Raw genomic sequence first — 23,242 nt, 5'->3', positions numbered from 1 at the left:
ATGAATAAAGAAAGGCGTAACAATTCAGAAGATGAATCAGAAATAGAGAATAAGGTAGTAACAGTTGGCTCTAATCAAGGTCATAGGGCATTGATGGTCATTATTTTAGTGCTTCTGGCTGGTGGAGTGTATTATCTCTATTTTAGTCCTTCTCCTAAAGAGGGTTCAGAAGTTATTAAAAAAGAGGAAACAAAGCAAAACGTTCAAGAATTGAAAGGAAAGTTGGAACAAGTTCCAGATAATGTAATGGTTCCTGAAAGAATAATAACTGATCCCTTACCACCCTTACCTCCTCTTCCTACACCACTAATCATACCAGAAGTAAAACAAATTAGAAAAGAAGAAGTGATGAAAAAAGAAGAAGAGAAACCAAAAGAAACTCCTGTGTCAAATATACCTATTTTGCCAAAGCAAAACTTTCCTTCTAGTAATGTTATGGGCAATTTACCTACCTCGTTTCCTACAATAGGGGGTGGCGGTTATCCTAGAGACAGACGTAGTGCACAGATGTTGACAATTTCAGGTGGTAGTGGAGAGAACAAGGCTGCTGATGCTATTTTATCCGACACTTCAGCACAATCGAGCAAAGCTACCAGAGTAGGAAAGCTTGGTTTAATGATTACTCAAGGTAAAATTATTGATGCTGTTCTTGAAACTGCAATAAACTCTGATCTGCAAGGAATGCTGCGTGCTATGGTGAGTAGAGATGTTTATGCAGAAACTGGTGATACAGTTTTAATACCTAAAGGCTCAAGATTGATAGGCAGTTATTCATTTGACTCGAATGTTGCTAAATCTCGTGTAAATATAAACTGGAATAGAGTGATTCTGCCACATGGAATAGATATTGCAATCTCATCACTTAGTACTGACGAGCTTGGTAGAGCAGGAATAGCAGGAATAGTTGATAACAAAATAGTAAGTGCGTTATTCTCTTCAGTGACACTTGCTGGTGTTTCGATTGGTTCTGCTGTTATAGGGCAAAAGGCTTCTAATCTTGTTGATACGCTAACTATCAGAGATGCAGTAAAGTCTATCACTGCAACCGAAATAGATTTTTCTTCTCTCCAACTCATTATTGACCCAGAAAAGAAGATATCTAGTGACAAATGGAAATTAGGCCTTGGGGCTATCGGAAGAATTCGGAGTGCCAAAAGCAGACAAGATTTACTAAAAATAATGAAAGAGGAAATAGCAAAAGCACTAGGAATTGAAGAAGACGAGGTAAATATAAGCCTGGAAATTGTAAATCAACTGTTAGAACAAATTCAAAGAAAAAGCAAGTCTGTTTATGATGAAGCAATCGGGAAATCAATCGAGGATTTTTCTAAAGATATGCGGGATGTAGTGGGCAGATATACAGATAAAAAACCAACTATTTATGTTGATCAAGGCACTGCATTGAAAGTATTTGTTAACCAAGATATAGTATTTCCTCCACAGGCAATATTAAATCAATGAAATGAACTATGCTGCACTTGATACATATTTGGAGCCATTACAAGGCATATTTCAAGAAGAAGGCGTAAATGAAATATCAATAAATAAGCCAAAGGAAGTATGGATTGAAAATCGCGGTGAAATAAGGTGTGAAAAATTAGAAGTATTCGATCTTAACCATTTGAAATCTCTTGGCAGACTGATTGCTCAAGCTACAGAACAAAAACTTAGCGAAGAAGCGCCGTTACTTTCGGCAACATTACCAAATGGTTATCGTATACAGATAGTATTTCCGCCAGCATGTGAACCTGATAAAGTAGTCATGTCGATTCGTAAGCCTTCTAGCATGCAGTTAGCACTCGATGATTACGAAAAAATGGGGGCTTTTTCTGAAACTGTTACAGAAGCAACTGATAATCCAGTTGACCGTCATTTGGATTTATTGTTAAGGCAAAAAAAAATAAAAGAGTTTTTAGAATACGCTGTAATAAGTAAGAAAAATATTATAATTAGTGGTGGAACTTCCACTGGTAAGACTACTTTTACTAATGCTACTTTGCGTGCTATTCCAGCTGAGGAAAGAATTATTACTGTTGAGGATGCAAGGGAAATCGTTTTGAACGATCATCCCAATAAAGTCCATCTAATTGCCTCTAAAGGAGGGCAGGGCAGAGCAAAAGTAACCACTCAAGATTTGATAGAAGCGTGCTTACGTTTAAGGCCAGACAGAATAATAGTTGGTGAGCTCCGTGGAGCGGAAGCTTTTAGTTTTCTCAGGGCGATAAATACTGGTCACCCTGGATCAATATCAACCCTTCATGCAGATAGTCCAACAATGGCCCTTGAGCAAATAAAATTGATGGTTATGCAGGCAAATCTTGGCATTCCTCCAGACCAAATTATACCATACATTAGAAATGTGATTGATATTGTTATTCAGCTAAAAAGAACCGGTGGGGGCAAAAGAAGCATTTCTGAGATATTATTTACTAGATCTGCGAGCGAAAATGCTTAAATTTATACATAAGTTAAGGAAGAGTAGTTTATGAGTAATGGAAATCACCTACGTAATATTCTCATAGGAGGTGTAGTAGCTTTTAGCGTACTTGAGTTTTGCTTCTATCTATCTGGTATATTGTTTGTTCTGTTTGCTGATGGTCCGGATGCTGTGGATTTTAAGGCAATTAATCCTAGTTTGACGCCTTTCCCTCAAGCTCTTTGGCCAACGATTTTTGATCATATACAATATTGTTGGCATCATCCAGAGTTATATAGCCTTGAGCTCAAAATCACATTAATTATATCTTCTGCACTGCCTATCATTGTTTTAATGATTATCTTATGGAATTTAAGAGAAAGGATAATTGAGTGGCGACCATTTAAAAAGAAAGAATCACTGCATGGAGATTCGCAGTGGGCATCAGAGAAAGACATACGAAAAGCAGGATTAAGAAGCAAAAAGGGATTACTGCTTGGTAAAGATAAAAGAGGCTACTTTATTGCTGATGGGTTTCAGCATGCATTATTATTTGCACCTACAGGTTCTGGTAAAGGTGTTGGTTTTGTAATTCCTAATTTATTATTTTGGACTGACTCGGTAATTGTACACGACATAAAGTTAGAAAACTATGAAATAACAAGTGGTTGGCGAGAACGACAAGGACAAAAAGTATACGTATGGAATCCAGCGCAGCCAGATGGAATAAGTCACTGTTACAATCCATTACAATGGATTAGTGAAAAACCTGGACAGATGGTTGACGATGTGCAGAAAATAGCCAACCTAATTATGCCTGAACAAGACTTTTGGCAAAATGAAGCAAGAAGTTTATTTGTTGGAGTGGTATTATACTTACTTGCTGCACCAGAGAAAGTCAAATCTTTTGGTGAAGTTGTGCGTACGATGCGTAGTGATGATGTAGTCTATAATCTTGCTGTTGCTCTTGATACAATGGGTAAAATACTACACCCTGTAGCATATATGAACATTGCAGCTTTTTTACAAAAAGCTGATAAAGAAAGGTCGGGTGTTGTATCAACCATGAACTCATCACTTGAATTGTGGGCAAACCCATTGATTGATACTGCAACTGCGTCAAGTGATTTTAATATTTTAGATTTTAAAAAGAAGAAAACTACAGTTTATGTTGGTTTAACTCCTGACAACTTGACTAGGCTCAGGCCTTTAATGCAGGTTTTTTACCAACAGGCAACTGAGTTTTTATGTAGAAAATTGCCATCGGATGACGAGCCTTATGGCGTATTGTTTTTAATGGATGAGTTTCCTACACTTGGAAAAATGGAGCAATTTCAAACAGGTATTGCATATTTTCGTGGTTATCGAGTTAGGTTATTCTTAATTGTTCAAGATACTGAGCAGCTCAAAGGAATATACGAAGAGGCAGGGATGAACTCCTTTTTGTCAAACTCGACTTACAGAATAACTTTTGCAGCCAATAATATTGAAACAGCTAATTTAATATCGCAACTTATAGGAAACAAAACTGTACAACAAGAATCGTTGAATAAGCCTAAATTTTTAGATTTAAATCCTGCTTCAAGGTCATTACATATCTCTGAAATACAGAGAGCATTGCTATTGCCTCAAGAAGTTATTATGTTGCCACGTGACGATCAGATAATTTTAATAGAGTCGACTTACCCAATTAAATCAAAGAAAATTTTGTACTACAGTGATACCACCTTCACAAGAAGGCTGCTCAAACAAACTCGTGTGCCTACACAAGAACCATATGACCCAAACAAAGTTCTTTCTGCCGCTGCGAGCAAAGATAAGGTTAATAACGAGGGGAATAATGTTCTTGAGGGACCTAATTCAGTTGATTATCCTGCTGAAACTAAAACCGAAGATGCAGTATATGATGAATCAGATGAATTTGCAGACGAAGATATCGACGATAAGTTTGAAGATGATGACGAGGAAGATGAGGATAGGAGCGATGATGGGTTTGATGACGAAGAAGAGGAGGATGAATTTGAAGATGAGGATAAATTAAAAAATGACGAGAAGTAAGGTTAACTTTGCCTATTTTTAGCTCAGAAAAGTGCAAGTTATGCAAATAATTAGGTTTTTCATATTAAGCCATTTTTAATTAATTAGTATTAGATTAGCTATTTTAACTAGGGGAGTAATAATGATTAGTAAAAAAACATTAGCGGTTACAGCATTTGCTTTATTGTTGTCACAACAATCTTTTGCAAGTGAAACAGAAGGGTTTTACTTTGGTAGTGGGTATTACGGTCAATATTTAAATAACACAAGCGTACTAAAAACAAGCACTACAGGTATCAAAAATTTGTCTATAAATGACAGGGGTGCTCAGAACACAGAAGGTCAGTCACTAAGTGAGTATAAAGGAGATTATAATCCACCTTTTGCTGCAAATGTGGCATTTGGTTACACAGGAGAATTGGGTAACAACAGCTATAGGGCTGAATTGGAAGGGATGTATTCTTCTGTAAAAGTGGATAATATTGGTTTAACAAGTAGCCAAATAACTGTTTCATACCTAAAGGAGACTGGTGAGGATCCTGATAAAGAAACTTATCTCTATAGTGCTGCAGTTAGTCATGACCAAATTGAGAACATATCTGTAATGGCAAATGTTTATCATCATTGGAAAAGTGACCGTTTCTCTTTTTCTCCTTACGTTGGTATTGGGATCGGTGCAACAAGAATGACGATGTTTGAAAAACCGTCAATAAGACCCGCAGGTCAATTAAAAGCTGGCTTTGACTATCGCATAAACGAAGATGTAAATATGCATATCGGATATAGAGGTTTTGGTGCTATTGGTAGCGATATTAAGCTTACAGCAAAAAGGTTAGGACAAGTGGTAGACGACCCTAATAATGATAAAAAAAAGAAGCTTAATCCTAGCTCAGGTAGCAAAGTAACTGAGGAAATAAATATAGGTAATCAACTATTTCACACACACGGTATAGAGGCTGGTCTTACTTTCCATTTTGCCAGCAAAGCTTAAACATGTTGCCCTTTAAAAAATGCATAAAACCGTTCCTGTCGTCCTATGGCTTGACCATAGGATCTAGTTAAATATAGATCCAAGTAGTCACGCTACTTGGATGACTAGGTAGAGGGTACTGGGATGATATAGGATAATATGGGATGAAGGCAAAAAAACATTAGCTATGTTCTTTTCACAACAATGCATCTCTTCATTCCCGCTAAGTCATATACATATTCCTGAAAAGCTAATTCGTATGAGGGGATTATTTTGTCAATATTGCTTTGATCTTCACCTATCTCCAATATCGCAAACCCATTTTTTTTAAGGCACTTTCTCAATATTGGAAAAATGCTCAAGTAACAGCTCAAACCATCAATACCACCATCAAGGGCAATTCTTGGTTCCTTTTGCACTTCAGCTTGCAAGTCTTTCAATTTGCTTCTTTTAATATATGGAGGATTACTGATTATAAGATCGAATGAACCTCTGCACTCTGTCCACGAACTTGGAAATATTTTGGCTCTGCTGAGAAGATCATGTTTTTTTGTGTTCTGATAGGCAACTTTATATGCTTCCAAGCTTTTTTCAAAACCGACGCCAACAGCATATTCATACTCACTAAGTACGGATATCAATAAACAACCTGTGCCTGTACCAAAATCTGCAATTTTTAGTTTCTGTTTTTTGTTTGGGTAATATTTTAACACTGCTAGGATTATTGTTTCACTATCTGGCCTTGGATCTAAAACATGCTGGTTAACTATAAAATTTTTACTCCAGAATTCACGATTACCTATTATTTGCGATATTGGATATCTTTCCGCTCTTTTTTTTGTTAATTTCCAAAATAAAAGTTCTTTCTCCATCGGCACTTGATCAGCATGGTTCACAATTATAAATGATCTTTCCACTCCAAGTACGTGCTGCATGATGATTTCACAATCTAAATGTGGTGATTCAACTTTATGTGACGATAATAACTCCGATCCTTCTTGAATTAAAGTGCTGATTGTTTTCATTATTCTAAAAATATGTTTCTTTCAGCCAAAAATAGCAAGATGAGCTTCCAGTTTAGGGTAGCTGCACTAAATCCCAGTGTCAAGCACGCAGCTGTACGAACATTGCAATTTGCAGATCCAAGTAGCTTGACTACTTGGATCCAGCTAAGTTGGTGAGCATAAAAGTATAGCTTCTACGTCATGCCGCCGCGGCGCTAACAAGAGATCCCGCTAACAAGCAGCGGGATGACGATTGTCGTTTAGCTATAAATGTTTAAGAAATTTACCAAATAAAAAAAAGGCAAAAGAAGCCCCATGGTTGGCTAATTACTTACGTTATACTTTCAAGTATGGCGTTTTTTTATTCTAAACGCTTAATAACCGCGATTTAGCTGCTTTTTAATGCAACTAACCTTTAGTCATAAATGTTTAAGAAATTTACTAAACAGAAAAAAAGGCAAAAGAAACCCTAGGGTAGCTAATTATTCACTATCCATTTTTTAAGTTGGCGTTTTTTAATGTTTTAAATGCTTTATAAGCATATTTCAGCTTGTGTAGGTAAAAACCTAGAAATTTGATAAAGACATAAGGTGCACATAGTGCAAAAAATTAAACATGAGACGCTAGATACGTTGAGTTTTTTTGTCATTTAATCTGTACAGAGAAGATAAATAAATAGCTTCAGTTTCATGATAAGAGGGCTGGCGAAGGGTGTCAAGTAAGTTTTTTCGTTTCTACTGAATGACAGTTGTGGCTTGGGAGGTAGTGCAAGAAGTCTACTGATGGCTTTCAAGGCAGTTGAGCTTAATTATTAGAGTAGTAATGTTTATTTTTATATTGACTATTGAGGTTTATTATTTTATAACTAAAAACTTAGTTATTTTAATGAGCTTGAGTTTATAACATATGCCTACGATAAATCAATTAATACGTAAGGGTAGATTAGGATTGACCCATAAGAAAAAGGTACCAGCTTTGGGAGAAAGCAACCCTCAAAGGAGAGGTGTTTGCACTAAGGTGTATACTACAACTCCTAGAAAGCCTAACTCAGCACTCCGTAAAGTAGCCAGAGTAAAAATTAGTGGGTATGGTGAAGTGACGGCTTATATACCTGGTGAAGGTCATAATTTACAAGAACACTCTGTTGTTTTGATACGTGGTGGGCGGGTTAAAGATTTGCCAGGTGTGCGTTATCACATAATAAGAGGTGCCCTTGATCTGCGTGGTGTGCAAAATCGAAAGAAAGCTCGTTCAAAATATGGTGTAAAGAAATCTGGTTAAAGTTTATGGCTCGTCGGAATAAAGCAAAAAAAAGAGAAATAAGTCCTGATTCGCGTTACGGCAGTGTTTTGCTGATGCGTTTCATTAATACAATCATGAAATGTGGTAAAAAATCTACTGCAGAAAAGATTATCTATGACGCTTTGTCTTTAGCTGAAAAGAAAATAGGCGAAGGTGGGTTATCAATTTTTGAGACAGCAGTAGGAAATGTTACTCCTTCTATAGAAGTGCGTTCTCGACGCATTGGTGGTGCAACTTATCAAGTACCTGTTGAAGTTCGACAAGATAGAGCGGTTTCTTTAGCGTTAAGGTGGATTGCTAAAGCAACTTCTGCTGCTCGAAAAAAGAGTGGAAAAACCACTGTTGATTGTTTGCAATCTGAAATACTGGATGCTTATAATAAACGCGGTGGTGCGTTTAAGATGTGCGAAGAAAAATATAAAATGGCTGAAGCTAATAAGGCATTTTCTCATCTTCGTTTTTAATGTTAGCTAATTAATTGTGATATGGAAATTGGAATATCTAAATACAGAAATATAGGGATAATGGCTCACATAGATGCTGGTAAGACTACCACAACAGAGCGTATTTTATTTTATACTGGTAAGCAAAATAGAATTGGTGAAGTGCACGATGGTGCAGCTTCTATGGATTGGATGGAGCAGGAAAAAGAGCGTGGTATTACAATCACATCTGCTGCAACAACATGTTTTTGGAATGATCATAGGGTCAATATAATAGACACTCCTGGTCACGTTGATTTCACTATTGAAGTTGAGAGATCTTTAAGGGTTTTGGATGGTGCAGTTGCTGTATTTGATGGAGTTGCTGGAGTTGAACCTCAATCTGAGACAGTGTGGCGTCAAGCTGATAAATATAGCGTTCCTCGTATCTGCTTTGTTAATAAGATGGATAGAATAGGGGCAAATTTTTATCGATGTGTTGATATGATAAAGACTAAGCTTGGTGCAGCACCTTTAGTTATTCATTTACCAATAGGGAGTGAGAAAGATTTCAAAGGTATAATTGACCTTATTTCTATGAAAGCCATTATATGGCAAGAAGAAACGTTGGGCGCTAAATTTTCTTATGAAGATATTCCTTCTGATTTGCTTGATAAGGCTCAAGAATATCGAAATCTTTTATTAGATGCTGCAGCTGAGATGGATGATGAAGCGATGAATACTTACTTTGAGTCTAATGATCTGCCAGTAGATTTACTGAAAAAATGCGTGAGAAATGGGACCATTAAAGGAAAATTTGTTCCTGTGTTATGTGGATCAGCTTTTAAAAATAAAGGCGTACAACCACTTTTAGATGGTGTGGTTGACTTTTTACCTTCTCCTATTGATGTTGATGTAATTGTTGGAATTGATCCTAAAGATTCAGAAAAGAAAATTGAGGTCAAACCTTCAGAAAAAGAGAAATTTGTTGCTCTTGCATTTAAAGTGATGACGGATAAATTTGTAGGCAGCTTGACGTTTATCCGTATTTATTCTGGTAAATTAAAGTCTAAATCTACCGTTTCAAATGCGTTAAAAAACGAAACTGAAGGGATTGGCAGAATGTTACTTATGCATGCAAATAACCGAGAAGATATAACTGAGGCTAGGGCTGGAGATATAGTTGCTTTAGTTGGGCTAAAGAAAACAACTACCGGAGATACTTTATGTTCTGTTGATTTTCCTATATTATTGGAGCGTATGGAATTTCCTGAGCCTGTTATTGAAATTGCTGTAGAACCTAAAACCACTTCAGATCAGGAAAAATTAGGTATTGCTCTAAATAGGTTGGTTGCAGAAGATCCTTCTTTGAGAATGTCAGTAAATGCGGAAAGTGGCCAGACTATATTGAAAGGCATGGGTGAGCTCCATCTTGAGATTATTGTTGATAGAATGAAGCGCGAATTTAACGTTGAGGCTAACGTCGGTGCTCCTCAGGTTGCATATCGTGAAACTATCACTAAATCTGTTGAAATTGATTACACTCATAAAAAACAATCTGGTGGAGCTGGTCAGTTTGCTAAGGTTAAAATAAAATTTGAACCTCTTGAGCCTGGTTCTGGGTTTCAATTTGAAAGTAAAATTGTAGGTGGTGCTATTCCAAAAGAGTATATTCCTGGGGTAGAAAATGGCTTGGAGTTGATAAAAGAAGGTGGTATAATTTCGGGATTTCCGTTGATTGATTTTAAGGCTACCCTTCTTGATGGTGCTTTTCATGAGGTTGATTCTAGTCCTTTAGCTTTTGAACTTGCTGCTAAAGGTGCTTTTAAAGAGATGGCAAATAAAGCTGGTCCAAAAATGCTGGAGCCTATAATGAAAGTTGAAATCATTACTCCTGAAGAATATATGGGTGATGTTATGGGTGATATAAATAGTAGAAGAGGAAATGTTGCTGATATGCTCGATTTAGGTAATAATAGTAAAATAATTACTGCTTCGGTACCTCTTGCAAATATGTTTGGTTATATCAACGTTTTGCGTTCTATGTCTCAGGGAAGGGCGCAGTATAGTATGCATTTTTCTTGTTATGAGCAAGTGCCACAATATGTGGTTGATGAGTTAAAGTTAGAGTATAATTAAGGGTAATAATTATGACAGCAGTAGTGGAAGCATTTGGAAAGCCGCATGTAAATGTGGGAACAATAGGACATGTGGATCATGGGAAGACGACGTTAACAGCGGCGATAACGAAGCATTATGGAAATTTTGTAGCGTACGATCAGATAGATAAAGCGCCAGAAGAAAGGAAGAGGGGGATAACGATAGCAACAGCGCATGTTGAGTATCAGACGGAAAAAAGGCATTATGCACACGTTGATTGTCCTGGACACGCTGACTATGTAAAGAACATGATAGTAGGTGCAGCACAGATGGATGCGGCGATATTGGTAGTGTCGGGGGTTGATGGGCCAATGCCACAAACGAGAGAGCATATATTGCTGGCGAAGCAGGTAGGTGTTGGATATATCGTGGTGTATATAAATAAAGCTGATGTTGCTGATGCTGATATGATAGATTTAGTAGAAATGGAAGTGAGGGAATTACTGAGTAAATACGGATTTCCAGGGGATGAAGTGCCTGTGGTGGTTGGTTCAGCGCTCAAGGCGCTGGAGGATGACAGCAGCGAATATGGAAAGAAATCAATAGACAAATTGATGGAAAAGTTAGATGAATATGTAGCGGTTCCACCAAGGCCTGTGGATTTACCATTTTTATTGCCAATCGAAGATGTATTTTCGATATCGGGGCGAGGAACAGTGGTAACAGGAAGAATAGAGAAGGGAGAGATAAAGACGGGAGAAGAGATAGAGATAATAGGTCTGAAAGCGACGCAAAAGACGATATGCACAGGTGTTGAGATGTTTAAGAAGTTGCTGGATAAGGGAAGTGCAGGACTCAATGTAGGAATATTGTTAAGAGGAACAAAAAGAGAAGAAGTGGAGAGAGGGCAAGTATTAGCGAAACCGGGGACGATAACACCGCATAGAAAGTTTAAGGCGGAGGTTTATATATTAAAGAAAGAGGAAGGAGGAAGGCATACACCATTTTTTGCGAATTACCAGCCACAGTTTTATTTAAGGACAACGGATGTAACTGGGAGCATAAAATTGCTAGATGGGAAGGAGATGGTAATGCCAGGAGATAATGTGAGTGTAGAAGTAGAATTGCAAGTACCGATAGCAATGGATAAGGGATTGCGTTTTGCGATAAGAGAAGGCGGTAGAACTGTTGGTTCTGGTGTTGTTTCTGAAATTTTGGAGTGAGAGTTTGAGTTATAGGAGTGTAGCTCAATTGGTAGAGCGCTGGTCTCCAAAACCAGAGGTTGTAGGTTCAATTCCTATCGCTCCTGCATTAATGTTGTGGTGGAAATGTTAAAAAGTTTGTGTGGTTTTTTCTGTGATATAAAGCAAGAAATACGAAGAATTGCTTGGGTAAAGAAACAGGAGGTGTTGTCATCTCTATTTGTTGTAATGATTGTTATATTATGCTTTTCGATTTTCTTCTGTTTTGTGGATTTTATGTCTCTTTACGTAATTAAGGCTTTATTTGGAATTATTTATGGAATGTGAATATAAATGGTATATCATTAAAGTTGATTATGGATATGAGCAAAACATACGCGAATTGGTAAGTAATGCTGTTTATTTTAAGGAAGTGTTTATTCCTTATCAAACGGTATGTAATTCAAAGTCTGATATAAAAGAATTATGTGAAGTGTATGTATATATGCATCTGTGTGATGAAAGCAAAAATATTTTGAATCAAACGCCTGGATTCTGCAGTGGCGAATCTGGTGATTTTGAGATGATTTCAGATGATGAGATAAGTTTAAAGTGTAAAGAATTTAATAGATATAAATGGTATATCTTGAGAGTTGCTTCCAATTGTGAAGAGAAAGTGCGCCAACATATATTGGAAAATTCTATGAGATTGGGTGTTAATGATTACTTTAAGGAAGTTTTTATTCCATATGAAGAGCTAAGTGAAGTAGAGTTGAAATCTAAGAAAATTGCTACACGAAGGAAATGCTTTCCTGGTTATGTCTTTTTATACGTGAATTTATGCGATGAAGTATTGAATTTTATCAATAATATACCAAAATCTCTTAAGGTTTATGGATTTTTGAAAAACGGTAATATTCCGAAGGTGATTTTGGATGATGAGATTCACTCAATGTGTAATGCACTTTATAATGCTCAAGAGACAAAGAAGTTAGGTTATGGTTATGAAAAAGGTGAAAAAGTGAAAATTAATGATGGTCTTTTTCAAAATTTTACTGGTAAGGTAAATATGGTAAACGATGAGAAAAAAATTATTAATGTGGAAGTATCGATTTTAGGTAAGCCGACAATAATAGAGCTTGATCTGGCTCAAGTAGAGAAAATAGAGGATTAATTATGAGTGTTATAGTTGCTAAGATTAACTTACTTATGGAAGCTGGGAAAGCAGTTCCAGGACCGAAAATTGCTTCAGTACTTGGTCCACGTGGTATACCTGTTCCTAAGTTTTGTGAAGCTTTTAATAAAGTTACTAGTGCTGCTAACGCTAATTATAAAGTAGGCGATTTAGTAACAGTGCGAATTTCCATAAAGGATGATCGCTCTCATGATTTTACTGTCAGCGGTCCGCCTGTGGCTTATTTACTTAAGCAGGAGGCTAAATTAAGTAAAAGTTCTGGTAATCCTGGTAAAGAATTAGTGGCTAAATTACCTATGTCTGCTATAATTAAAGTAGCAAAGTGCAAGATGGTTGATATGAAAGTGGATAATGAAGATTCAGCAGTGAAAATGGTTGTAGGCACTGCAAAATCTATGGGTATAGAAGTTGTGGAAGGTTAGGTAAATGAATACATATAATGATAATCCTAAGCAGTGTTTGAAGAAGATTGTTGAGTCTGCTTCAGCAAAATTTAATGAATCAGTTGATATTGCGGTCAATTTAGGCGTAGATTCACGTAAATCTGAAGAGCAGGTGCGTGGTACAGTAGTTTTGCCTAAAGGTATCGGGAAGAATATTAAAGTAGCTGTTTTCGCTCAAGATAAACATTTATTAGAAGCTGAAAAAGCTGGTGCTGATATTGCAGGAGGAGAGGATTTAGTTGAAGAAATAAAAAAAGGTAGAAAGTTAGATGTTGATTGGTGCATTACTACTCCTGATTTTATGGCAAAAATCACTCCTATTGCAAAAGTATTGGGTGCTAAAGGGCTGATGCCTAACCCTAAATTTGGTACTGTGACTTCTAACATTGCAGAAGCTATTAAAACCATTAAGTCTGGTCAGGTAAAATTTAGAACAGATAAAAATGGTGTTATTCATGGTAAATTAGGAAATATTAAATTTGATATTGATGACTTGCTAGAAAATTTAAAAGCCTTTCTTAAAGTAATTAAAGATAATAAACCTATTTCTGCGAAAGGAATTTACTTTAAGGGTGTTTTTTTAAATTCAACTATGGGTAAAGCTTATAAGATAGGCAAAGTGGAAGATATAATTTAAGGGAGTGATACCGTGAAGCGTAAAGATAAGGATGAATTTATACAGAGCACAATAAACGTATTTGTAAATAATGATTTCTTGATATTAGTAAATTTTAAATCTATAAATGCTAATGATTCATTAACTCTGAGGAATAGTCTGAAGTCTATAGCAGGTGGGGTATTAGTAGTTAAAAACACTCTAGCGCGCTTGGCTTTGGAAAGGACTGGTAAATTCTCTTATTTATCAGGCAAATTTTCCGGTCCTGTTGCTATTATATACTCTAGTGGCATAGTAGAAGCTGCAAAATTAATAGTTGATTTTACTAATGCTAACAAAGAAAAAATGTCTGTGATTTGCGCAGCTCATTTAAATGAATTGTTAACAGTGGAAGATGTTAATAAACTGGCTAAGTTGCCTTCTCTGGATGAATTGCGTGTTAAAATTATGCGTTTAATATCTTATGATATTCCTGCTCGGTTAGCGTTGTCTATTAATTCATCTTCTATGAGGCTTATGAGAGTTTTGGATTATTATAGTTCTAAAAAATAAATTTGTTGTTAAGTAAGGTGGTAATTATGAGTAATGTAACAAGTGATTTGGTTGATAAAATATTATCTTTAAACCTATTAGAGGCTTCTGAACTTGTAAAAGTTTTAGAAGAGAAAATAGGGTTGCCTGCTGGTTCTTTTCTTGGTGGAGCTGTTGGTGCTGGGGCGCCTATTGGTGATAATGCTGCTGCTCCTGCTGCTCAAGAAAAAGCTGAGTATAAAGTTGTGATTAAAGAAATTGATGCGAGTAAAAAAATAGGAGTTATTAAAGCTGTGAGAGAGGTTAATTCTACATTGGGTTTAAAAGAAGCAAAAGAGTTGGTTGAATCTTTACCTAAAGATTTGACTGCTAATGTTCCTAAAGACGAAGCAGAAAAAATCAAGCAAAAACTTATTGAAGCAGGAGCAACTAAAGTGGAGCTTGAATAATATTTAATGTATTAATTTTATATTGATATAGCTCTTTTAATTAGTTTGGGGTATTTTAATGGTTGATTCTTCTTATATGTACGCTTCTGGTGCTTTTGTTCCTAGAGTTTCTTATTCTAGGTCGATTGATTTAAAAGATTCTTTATTGGATTTGGTTAAGGTTCAAAAAGAATCATATGATTCTTTTACTCCTAAGAATAAGGGTAATGAAAGACTTGAAGTTATCTTTCATACAATCTTTCCAATAAATGATCCTTTGCGTAGGGCTACTATTGAGTTTATAAGTTGTAGGGTAGATGATCCTAAGTATGATGAATCTGAGTGTATAAAGCGTGGTGTAACTTTTTCTGCTCAGGTTATTGCTTCTATACGTCTTGTTGTTATGCAGGATGGTATTTCTCTTGATGAATATAAATCGATTAAAGAGAGTGGAGATCATTCTAAACTTGCAACCGTTGTAAAATCTATAGAAGAGCAGAAAGTCCACTTTTGTGGGTTGCCTATGATGACTGATAAGGGCACTTTCATCATTAATGGTGTGGAAAAAGTTATCGTCTCACAAATGCATAGGTCTCCTGGTGTATTTTTTGATAGCGATAAGGGAAAAACTTACAATTCTGGTAAATTGATCTATTCTGCTAGAATTATTCCTTATAGGGGTTCTTGGCTTGATATTGAATTTGATGTTAAAGACCATTTGTATTTTCGTGTTGATAGAAAAAGAAAATTGCCAATTTCAGTTTTATTAAAGGCGTTGGGTCTATCAAATAATGATATACTCGATAGATTTTATGAGAAAATAAAGTATGTAAAACATAAAGATGGTTGGAAAGTGCCTTTTGTTCCTGATAAATTTAAAGGAGTGAGGCTGCCTTTCGACTTAATGGATATTGAAGGTAATGTGCTGCTTAAAGCTAACGTTCGTATTACCTCAAGACTAGCTAAAAAGCTATATGATAATGAATTGAAAGAGTATCTGGTTCCTTTTAATTCTATATGTGGTTTATTCCTCGCAGAAGATTTAATGGATAGTGCTAGCTCTACGAAAATTTTATCTGCTGGTGAATCTATAAAGCTGGAAGACATAAAGAAGCTTGAGTTATTATCTGTAGATGAAATATCAGTGTTGAACATAGATAATTTGTTTGTTGGACCTTATATATTAAATACGCTTTTCTTAGATGAAAACATGTCTTATCAGGATGCACTATATGAAATATATAGAGTTTTGCGTCCTGGTGAAGTTCCTGTTTTAGAGATAGTAGAAGAGTTTTTCCGTAATCTTTTCTTCAGTCCGGAATATTATGATTTGTCTAACATTGGTAGGTTGAAGCTTAACTCTTACCTTGGATTAAATTATGATGAGGATTTAACTGTTTTAACGCATGAAGATATTATTGAAATTGTGAAAAAAATAGTATTGTTACGTGACGGTCAAGGATCTGTAGATGATATTGATCATTTAGGAAACAGAAGAGTAAGATCAGTTGGAGAGTTTATAGAAAATCAATTTAGAACTGGGTTGTTGAAATTGGAACGCGCAATAGTTGATTCTATGTCCACTTCTAGTTTAGATAAAGTTTCTCCATCTGATTTTATTAATCCAAAAGTGTTAACTAATGTCTTAAGAGATTTCTTCAATTCTTCTCAATTATCTCAATTTATGGATCAGACTAATCCGTTATCTGAAATAACACATAAAAGAAGGTTATCCGCGTTAGGTCCTGGCGGTTTAACAAGAGAACGGGCAGGATTTGAGGTGCGTGATGTTCATCCAACTCATTATGGAAGAATTTGCCCTATTGAGACTCCTGAAGGGCAAAATATAGGGTTAATCAACAGCTTAGCTATATACGCGCGTATTAATAAATATGGTTTCATTGAAAGCCCTTATAGAAAAGTAGTCAATAGGGTTGTTACTGATCAAATTGAGTATCTTTCTGCTATAGACGAAGGCTCACATCATATAGCTGACACTAGCGTAAAGCTTGATGAAAATAATTGCTTTGTTGATGACATGCTATACTGTAGATATGCTGGTAGCTTCGTCATGGTAAGTAGCGACCAAGTTAGTTACATTGACGTATCTCCTAAGCAGGTAATATCAGTTGCAGCTTCCTTGATTCCATTTTTAGAAAATGATGATGCTAATAGAGCATTAATGGGCTCAAATATGCAACGTCAGGCCGTACCTTTATTGAAGCCTACCGCTCCTCTGGTTGCTACTGGTATGGAGTCTTTTGTAGCTTCTGGCTCTGGTGCTGTAGTTTTAGCAAAACGCGATGGCATAGTTGATAGTTCTGATAGTAACTCTATAGTTATACGTGCTTTTGATAAAGAAAGGGTTAACTACTTGGACGTAGATATTTATCATCTAAGGAAATTTCAGCGTTCTAACCATAATACTTGTATTAATCAAAGACCGCTAGTGTGCGTAGGTGATTATGTTAAAAAGGGTGATGTAATAGCTGATGGTCCTGCAATTAACAGTGGTGAGTTGGCGCTTGGTAAAAATTTGCTAGTCGCTTTTATGTCTTGGCAAGGTTATAATTTTGAAGACTCTATTATTATTTCTAGTGAAGTTGTTAAAAAAGATCTCTTTACTTCTATTCATATAGAAGAATTTGACTGTGTTGTACATGATACCCCTTTAGGATCAGAAAAAATAACTCGTGCTATACCTGGTGTTAATGAAGAAAATCTATATCACTTGGATGATAGTGGTATAGTGAAAATTGGTACAAGAGTTGGTCCAGGCTGTATTCTGGTAGGTAAAGTTACACCTAAACCTTCTCTTTCATTGCCTCCTGAAACGAAGTTATTAATGACAATTTTTGGTGAAAAGTCATTCGATTGTACGGATTCCTCTTTATATACATCTCCAGATGTTGAAGGGACAGTAATTGATGTACAAGTCTTTACACGCAGGGGGGTTGAAGAAAATGAAAGGGCATTACTCATCAAACAAAAAGAGATAAATGACTTTGAGGAAGAGCGAGATTATATAATCAATGTTACTAGTGAATATTTCTATGATGAACTGAAGAAACTTCTTATTAATTCTGGTTCTCAAGATCGAGAAAAATTTGACTCTATTGAACGTGAGCAATGGTGGGGTATAGGATTAAAAAACCAATCCATTTCTGAGCAAGTTAAGAGCTTAAAAAAAGATTTTGATGAAAAAGTATCACATGCAATAGCACAGTTTAAGCGAAAAGTAGAAAAATTACATGAAGGTTATGACCTGCCTCAAGGTGTGTCGATGTCAGTAAAAGTTTTCATTGCTGTGAAACATAGTCTGCAACCAGGGGATAAAATGGCTGGTAGACATGGAAATAAAGGTGTGATTTCTCGAGTTGTGCCAGTGGAAGATATGCCTTATTTGGAAGATGGTACTCCTGTTGATATTATTCTTAACCCTCTTGGTGTTCCTTCACGAATGAATGTAGGGCAAATACTGGAAACGCATGTAGGTTGGGCTTGTAGAAAATTAGGGGAAAAGGTAAGTAATATTCTCGATGAGATCAATAAGATCAAAAGTGCTTTTTGCAAGGGAATTAGGTCCCTTAACGATGATAATTTTACACAATTTGCAGTAGCATACCTTGATAATAAAAAAATTGAAAATATTGATGATGATGAAATAACGGCTTCTGTTTTAAATACACCTAATAAGAATGCACTAAATGACGAGTTGAATGAGTTAGTAGAGAACTATTTGAACTCTTGTAAAAGTTCATACAGCAATTTACGTAACTTCCTGATTGAGGTTTATAGCTATGGCAGTAACGTATCTATCTGTAATGATATTCGTAATATTAGTGATAATAATCTCATTGAATTTGCACGCAAATTACGTGATGGCGTTCCTGTTGCTGCACCTGTATTTGAGGGTCCAAAAGATGAACAAATAGCAAAATTATTTGAACTTGCTGGTTTAGATAACTCTGGACAAGCTGTATTATATGACGGTTGCAGTGGTGAAAAATTCGACCGCAAGGTTACAGTTGGTTACATGTACATGCTTAAGTTGCACCACTTGGTTGATGGTAAAATTCATGCGCGTTCAGTAGGGCCTTATAGTTTGGTTACTCAACAACCTCTTGGAGGAAAATCTCATTTTGGTGGTCAGCGTTTTGGTGAAATGGAATGTTGGGCATTACAAGCCTATGGTGCTGCTTATACTTTGCAGGAAATGTTAACTGTGAAGTCTGATGATATTAATGGTAGAGTTAAGATTTATGAATCGATAATAAAAGGTGACAGTAATTTTGAATGTGGAATTCCTGAATCCTTTAATGTGATGATAAAAGAACTACGTTCTTTATGTTTAAATGTAGATTTAAAGCAAAATGATGTAGTGATTGAAGATATATCTCACACTAACATTGCACAACCTTTTAATGAGGTTAGCATATCGATTGCTAGCCCTGAAAGTATTAAGCGTATATCTTGTGGTGAGATAGAAGATGTTTCAACTGCAAATTATCGTACGTTCAAAGTTGAGAAAGGTGGATTATTTTGCCCTAAGGTTTTTGGCCCTGTCAATGACGATGAATGTTTATGTGGAAAATACAAAAAAAGAAGACACAGAGGTCGCATATGCGAAAAATGCGGAGTAGAAGTTACATCTTCTAAAGTAAGAAGAGAAAGGATGGGTCATATAGAGCTTGCATCTCCTGTTGCTCATATATGGTTTTTGAAATCGCTTCCTTCAAGAATTGGAGCATTATTGGATATGTCTCTCAGAGATATTGAGAATATTTTATATAGCGATAATTATATCGTAATAGATCCTCTTGTTTCGCCTTTTGAAAAAGGTGAGATTATTAGTGAAAAAGCTTATAATGAAGCTAAAGATAGCTATGGGATCGATAGTTTTGTAGCTATGCAAGGTGTTGAAGCTATAAGAGAGTTGCTAACGCGCCTTGATTTACATGAAATTAGGAAGGATTTAAGACTAGAATTAGAATCTGTTGCTTCTGAGATAAGAAGAAAGAAAATTATAAAGAGATTGCGTATTGTTGAAAACTTCATTAAATCTGGAAATAGGCCTGAGTGGATGATACTTACAACTATACCTATTTTACCACCTGATTTGCGTCCTTTGGTATCGCTTGAGAGTGGTCGTCCTGCAGTTTCTGATCTGAATCATCATTATAGGACTATTATTAATAGAAATAACAGGTTGAGGAAATTGTTGAGCTTAAATCCTCCTGAGATTATGATTCGTAATGAAAAAAGGATGTTACAAGAAGCAGTTGATTCTCTTTTTGATAATAGTCGTCGTAATACTTTGGTAAATAAAGCTGGTGCTGTTGGATATAAAAAGTCCATTAGTGATATGTTAAAAGGAAAACAGGGTCGTTTTCGCCAGAACCTCTTAGGAAAAAGGGTAGACTACTCTGGACGTTCTGTAATAGTTGTTGGTCCAACTTTGAAACTAAATCAGTGTGGATTACCAAAAAGAATGGCTCTTGAACTATTCAAACCTTTTGTTTACTCAAAGCTTAAGATGTATGGTATGGCTCCAACTATTAAGTTTGCTAGTAAGTTGATAAGAGCAGAAAAACCAGAAGTTTGGGATATGCTTGAAGAGGTAATAAAAGAGCATCCTGTTTTGTTGAATAGAGCGCCTACGCTACATAGACTTGGTATTCAGGCTTTTGAGCCAATCCTTATTGAAGGCAAAGCAATACAGCTTCATCCGCTTGTCTGTACGGCGTTTAATGCTGATTTTGATGGTGATCAAATGGCAGTGCATGTGCCAATTTCATTGGAAGCTCAGCTTGAAGCTAGGGTGTTGATGATGTCCACTAATAACGTTTTAAGTCCTTCTAATGGCAGACCGATTATAGTTCCTAGTAAAGATATAGTACTTGGTATATATTATCTGACTTTACAAGAACCTAAGGAAGATAATTTACCATCTTTTGGTGCTTTTTGTGAAGTTGAGCATTCCTTGAGTGATGGTACTTTACATATTCATTCTAGTATAAAGTATAGGATGGAGTATATTAATAGCAGCGGTGAAACTCACTATAAAACTGTTTGTACAACTCCTGGCCGTTTAATATTATGGCAAATTTTTCCTAAGCATGAGAATCTAGGCTTCGATCTAATAAATCAGATATTAACAGTCAAGGAAATAACTGGTATAGTTGATTTGGTATATCGTAACTGTGGTCAAAGTGCTACAGTGGCATTTTCTGATAAATTAATGGTACTTGGCTTTGAGTATGCCACATTTTCTGGTGTCTCTTTTGGTCGTTGTGATATGGTTATACCTGAAACTAAAGCTACACATGTTGATCACGCGAGGGGTGAAATTAAGAAATTCTCTATGCAATATCAAGATGGGCTAATAACTAGAAGTGAGAGGTATAACAAGGTTATAGATGAATGGTCTAAGTGTACGGATATGATAGCTAATGATATGTTAAAAGCAATATCTATATATGATGGAAATAGTAAGTACAACTCAGTGTATATGATGGTTAACTCTGGTGCAAGGGGTTCTACTTCACAGATGAAACAGCTAGCAGGAATGCGAGGGCTCATGACCAAACCTTCTGGTGAGATTATAGAAACACCTATAATTTCTAATTTCCGTGAAGGATTGAACGTATTTGAATACTTTAATTCTACTCACGGTGCGCGTAAAGGTTTAGCTGACACTGCACTTAAAACTGCAAACTCTGGATACTTAACTCGTCGTTTAGTTGATGTATCTCAAAATTGCATAGTTACAAAGCATGACTGTAAAACAAAAAATGGTCTTGTTGTGAGAGCTACAGTTGAAGGAAGTACTATAGTTGCATCTCTAGAGAGTGTTGTGCTGGGTAGAACAGCTGCAAATGATATATATAACCCAGTGACAAAAGAATTATTAGTAAAAGCAGGGGAATTGATTGATGAGGATAAGGTAAAGCAAATCAGCATTGCAGGTCTTGATGTTGTAAAAATTAGATCGCCTTTAACTTGTGAAATAAGTCCTGGTGTATGTTCTTTATGTTATGGAAGAGACCTTGCAACTGGTAAAATTGTTTCAATAGGTGAAGCAGTTGGTGTTATAGCTGCTCAATCTGTTGGAGAGCCAGGTACTCAGTTAACGATGCGTACTTTTCATATAGGTGGAGTAATGACTAGAGGCGTTGAATCCTCGAATATTATAGCTTCTATTAATGCTAAAATAAAGTTAAACAATAGTAATATAATTATAGATAGAAACGGAAATAAAATTGTGATAAGCCGTTCCTGTGAAGTCGTGTTGATTGATAGCCTTGGTAGTGAGAAGTTGAAGCACAGTGTACCTTACGGCGCTAAGCTTTATGTAGATGAGAGTGGGTCAGTAAAAATTGGCGATAAAGTTGCGGAATGGGATCCTTATACATTGCCTATTATCACGGAGAAGACTGGTACAGTGTCTTATCAGGACTTAAAAGATGGAATTTCGATCACTGAAGTGATGGATGAATCTACAGGAATATCAAGCAAAGTAGTAAAAGACTGGAAATTGCATTCTGGTGGAGCTAATTTACGTCCTCGTATTGTGCTGCTTGACGATAATGGTAAAGTAATGACACTCGCAAGTGGCGTTGAAGCATGTTATTTTATACCAATCGGTGCAGTGCTCAATGTACAAGATGGCCAGAAGGTTCATGCAGGTGATGTTATTACAAGAACACCAAGAGAGTCAGTTAAAACTCGTGATATTACTGGTGGTTTACCGAGGGTTATAGAGTTATTTGAAGCACGTCGTCCTAAAGAGCATGCTATTGTTAGTGAGATAGATGGCTATGTAGCGTTTTCTGAAAAAGGCCGTAGAGGAAAACGCAGTATATTAATTAAACCTGTAGATGAACAAATTTCTCCAGTTGAATATTTGGTATCAAGAAGTAAGCATGTAATAGTCAATGAAGGTGATTTTGTACGTAAAGGTGATCTATTGATGGATGGTGACCCTGATCTCCATGATATTTTACGTGTGCTTGGGTTAGAAGCTTTAGCGCACTATATGATTTCTGAAATACAGCAAGTTTATAGATTGCAGGGTGTTCGTATAGACAATAAGCATTTAGAGGTGATCTTAAAACAAATGCTACAAAAAGTGGAAATTACTGATCCTGGTGATACTATGTACTTGGTTGGCGAAAGCATTGACAAGCTGGAAGTTGATAGGGAAAATGATGCTATGAGTAACTCTGGCAAACGGCCTACTCATTATCTTCCTATTCTGCAGGGGATTACTAGGGCAAGTCTTGAAACTAGCTCCTTTATTTCTGCTGCCTCTTTCCAAGAGACAACAAAAGTACTTACAGAAGCAGCATTCTGCGGGAAGAGTGATCCTTTAAGTGGATTAAAAGAAAATGTTATAGTAGGAAGATTAATTCCTGCTGGTACAGGTTTGATTATGAATAAGATCAGAGCACTTTCACTTTGTGATAATGTGGATAAATATGAAAAATATTTTGATATTGAAACTTATGACGAGGAATGGTTGATGGATAATGGTTGTCATTTACACTCTGGTGAGGAAGAGAGCGTAGTGGCATACGATCAGTCGAATTGAGTAC

General features: G+C 36.1%; 16 protein-coding genes and 1 tRNA gene. 16 read left to right on the top strand and 1 reads right to left on the bottom strand.

Translation table 11 applies throughout. The annotated features are described in order from the left end of the window. The 4 genes from AAGD76_RS02970 to AAGD76_RS02955 all read left to right on the top strand — a co-directional run bounded on the left by AAGD76_RS02970 (window position 1) and on the right by AAGD76_RS02955 (window position 5,444). Window positions 1–1,461, top strand: a complete 1,461-nt coding sequence (locus tag AAGD76_RS02970) for a TrbI/VirB10 family protein (RefSeq protein ID WP_341820342.1) — start codon at window positions 1–3, stop codon at window positions 1,459–1,461. Between the two features lies 1 nt (window position 1,462). Beyond that, complete coding sequence (gene virB11, locus AAGD76_RS02965) at window positions 1,463–2,455, top strand: P-type DNA transfer ATPase VirB11 (protein WP_065094644.1); 993 nt, start codon at window positions 1,463–1,465, stop codon at window positions 2,453–2,455. A gap of 30 nt (window positions 2,456–2,485) precedes the next feature. Beyond that, a complete protein-coding gene (locus tag AAGD76_RS02960) occupies window positions 2,486–4,474 on the top strand; it encodes a type IV secretory system conjugative DNA transfer family protein (RefSeq protein WP_341820341.1) in 1,989 nt (662 codons plus the stop codon). Between the two features lie 121 nt (window positions 4,475–4,595). Then, on the top strand, window positions 4,596–5,444 hold the full coding sequence (locus AAGD76_RS02955; protein ID WP_010962304.1) for a P44/Msp2 family outer membrane protein: 849 nt from the start codon (window positions 4,596–4,598) through the stop codon (window positions 5,442–5,444). Window positions 5,445–5,608: 164 nt separating this feature from the next. Here AAGD76_RS02955 and prmC read toward each other — a convergent pair whose 3' ends face one another. Further along, window positions 5,609–6,448: a peptide chain release factor N(5)-glutamine methyltransferase gene (prmC, locus tag AAGD76_RS02950; RefSeq protein ID WP_010962305.1), complete on the bottom strand. Its 840-nt coding sequence runs from the start codon at window positions 6,446–6,448 to the stop codon at window positions 5,609–5,611. Window positions 6,449–7,333: 885 nt separating this feature from the next. On the opposite strand from prmC, the gene rpsL reads away from it, so the two are divergent. The 12 genes from rpsL (at window position 7,334) to AAGD76_RS02890 (ending at window position 23,238) form a co-directional block, all read left to right on the top strand. Then, on the top strand, window positions 7,334–7,708 hold the full coding sequence (gene rpsL, locus AAGD76_RS02945) for a 30S ribosomal protein S12 (RefSeq protein WP_006279787.1): 375 nt from the start codon (window positions 7,334–7,336) through the stop codon (window positions 7,706–7,708). A 5-nt stretch (window positions 7,709–7,713) separates the two neighbouring features. Continuing rightward, window positions 7,714–8,193, top strand: coding sequence for a 30S ribosomal protein S7 (rpsG, locus tag AAGD76_RS02940; protein ID WP_007549313.1), 480 nt, complete (start codon window positions 7,714–7,716; stop codon window positions 8,191–8,193). Window positions 8,194–8,214: 21 nt separating this feature from the next. Next, a complete protein-coding gene (fusA, locus tag AAGD76_RS02935; protein WP_010962308.1) occupies window positions 8,215–10,290 on the top strand; it encodes an elongation factor G in 2,076 nt (691 codons plus the stop codon). 11 nt (window positions 10,291–10,301) lie between these two features. Next, window positions 10,302–11,474, top strand: coding sequence for an elongation factor Tu (gene tuf, locus AAGD76_RS02930; RefSeq protein ID WP_010962309.1), 1,173 nt, complete (start codon window positions 10,302–10,304; stop codon window positions 11,472–11,474). Between the two features lie 13 nt (window positions 11,475–11,487). Then, window positions 11,488–11,560 (top strand) — tRNA-Trp (locus tag AAGD76_RS02925). Window positions 11,561–11,570: 10 nt separating this feature from the next. Beyond that, on the top strand, window positions 11,571–11,780 hold the full coding sequence (gene secE / locus AAGD76_RS02920) for a preprotein translocase subunit SecE (RefSeq protein WP_006279543.1): 210 nt from the start codon (window positions 11,571–11,573) through the stop codon (window positions 11,778–11,780). Further along, the gene (gene nusG, locus AAGD76_RS02915; protein WP_070356705.1) at window positions 11,770–12,606 is read left to right on the top strand and encodes a transcription termination/antitermination protein NusG; all 837 of its coding nucleotides are present in this window, start codon (window positions 11,770–11,772) and stop codon (window positions 12,604–12,606) included. The genes secE and nusG overlap by 11 nt, the downstream gene beginning before the upstream one ends. A gap of 2 nt (window positions 12,607–12,608) precedes the next feature. Continuing rightward, window positions 12,609–13,049 carry a 50S ribosomal protein L11 gene (locus tag AAGD76_RS02910; protein WP_006279541.1) on the top strand — a complete coding sequence of 147 codons (441 nt, stop codon included), beginning with the start codon at window positions 12,609–12,611 and terminating at the stop codon, window positions 13,047–13,049. Between the two features lie 4 nt (window positions 13,050–13,053). Next, on the top strand, window positions 13,054–13,707 hold the full coding sequence (gene rplA, locus AAGD76_RS02905; protein ID WP_065094732.1) for a 50S ribosomal protein L1: 654 nt from the start codon (window positions 13,054–13,056) through the stop codon (window positions 13,705–13,707). Between the two features lie 12 nt (window positions 13,708–13,719). Then, window positions 13,720–14,238 (top strand): 50S ribosomal protein L10, encoded by a 519-nt coding sequence (gene rplJ, locus AAGD76_RS02900; RefSeq protein ID WP_006279539.1) that lies wholly within the window; start codon window positions 13,720–13,722, stop codon window positions 14,236–14,238. A 26-nt stretch (window positions 14,239–14,264) separates the two neighbouring features. Continuing rightward, a complete protein-coding gene (gene rplL, locus AAGD76_RS02895) occupies window positions 14,265–14,666 on the top strand; it encodes a 50S ribosomal protein L7/L12 (protein WP_007551887.1) in 402 nt (133 codons plus the stop codon). 58 nt (window positions 14,667–14,724) lie between these two features. Further along, window positions 14,725–23,238, top strand: coding sequence for a DNA-directed RNA polymerase subunit beta/beta' (locus AAGD76_RS02890; RefSeq protein WP_341820340.1), 8,514 nt, complete (start codon window positions 14,725–14,727; stop codon window positions 23,236–23,238). Window positions 23,239–23,242: the final 4 nt, after the last annotated feature.

The organism is Wolbachia endosymbiont (group A) of Cydia strobilella (assembly GCF_964026745.1).
GTDB lineage: Bacteria > Pseudomonadota > Alphaproteobacteria > Rickettsiales > Anaplasmataceae > Wolbachia > Wolbachia pipientis.
This window is presented reverse-complemented; position numbering and strand designations above follow the sequence as displayed.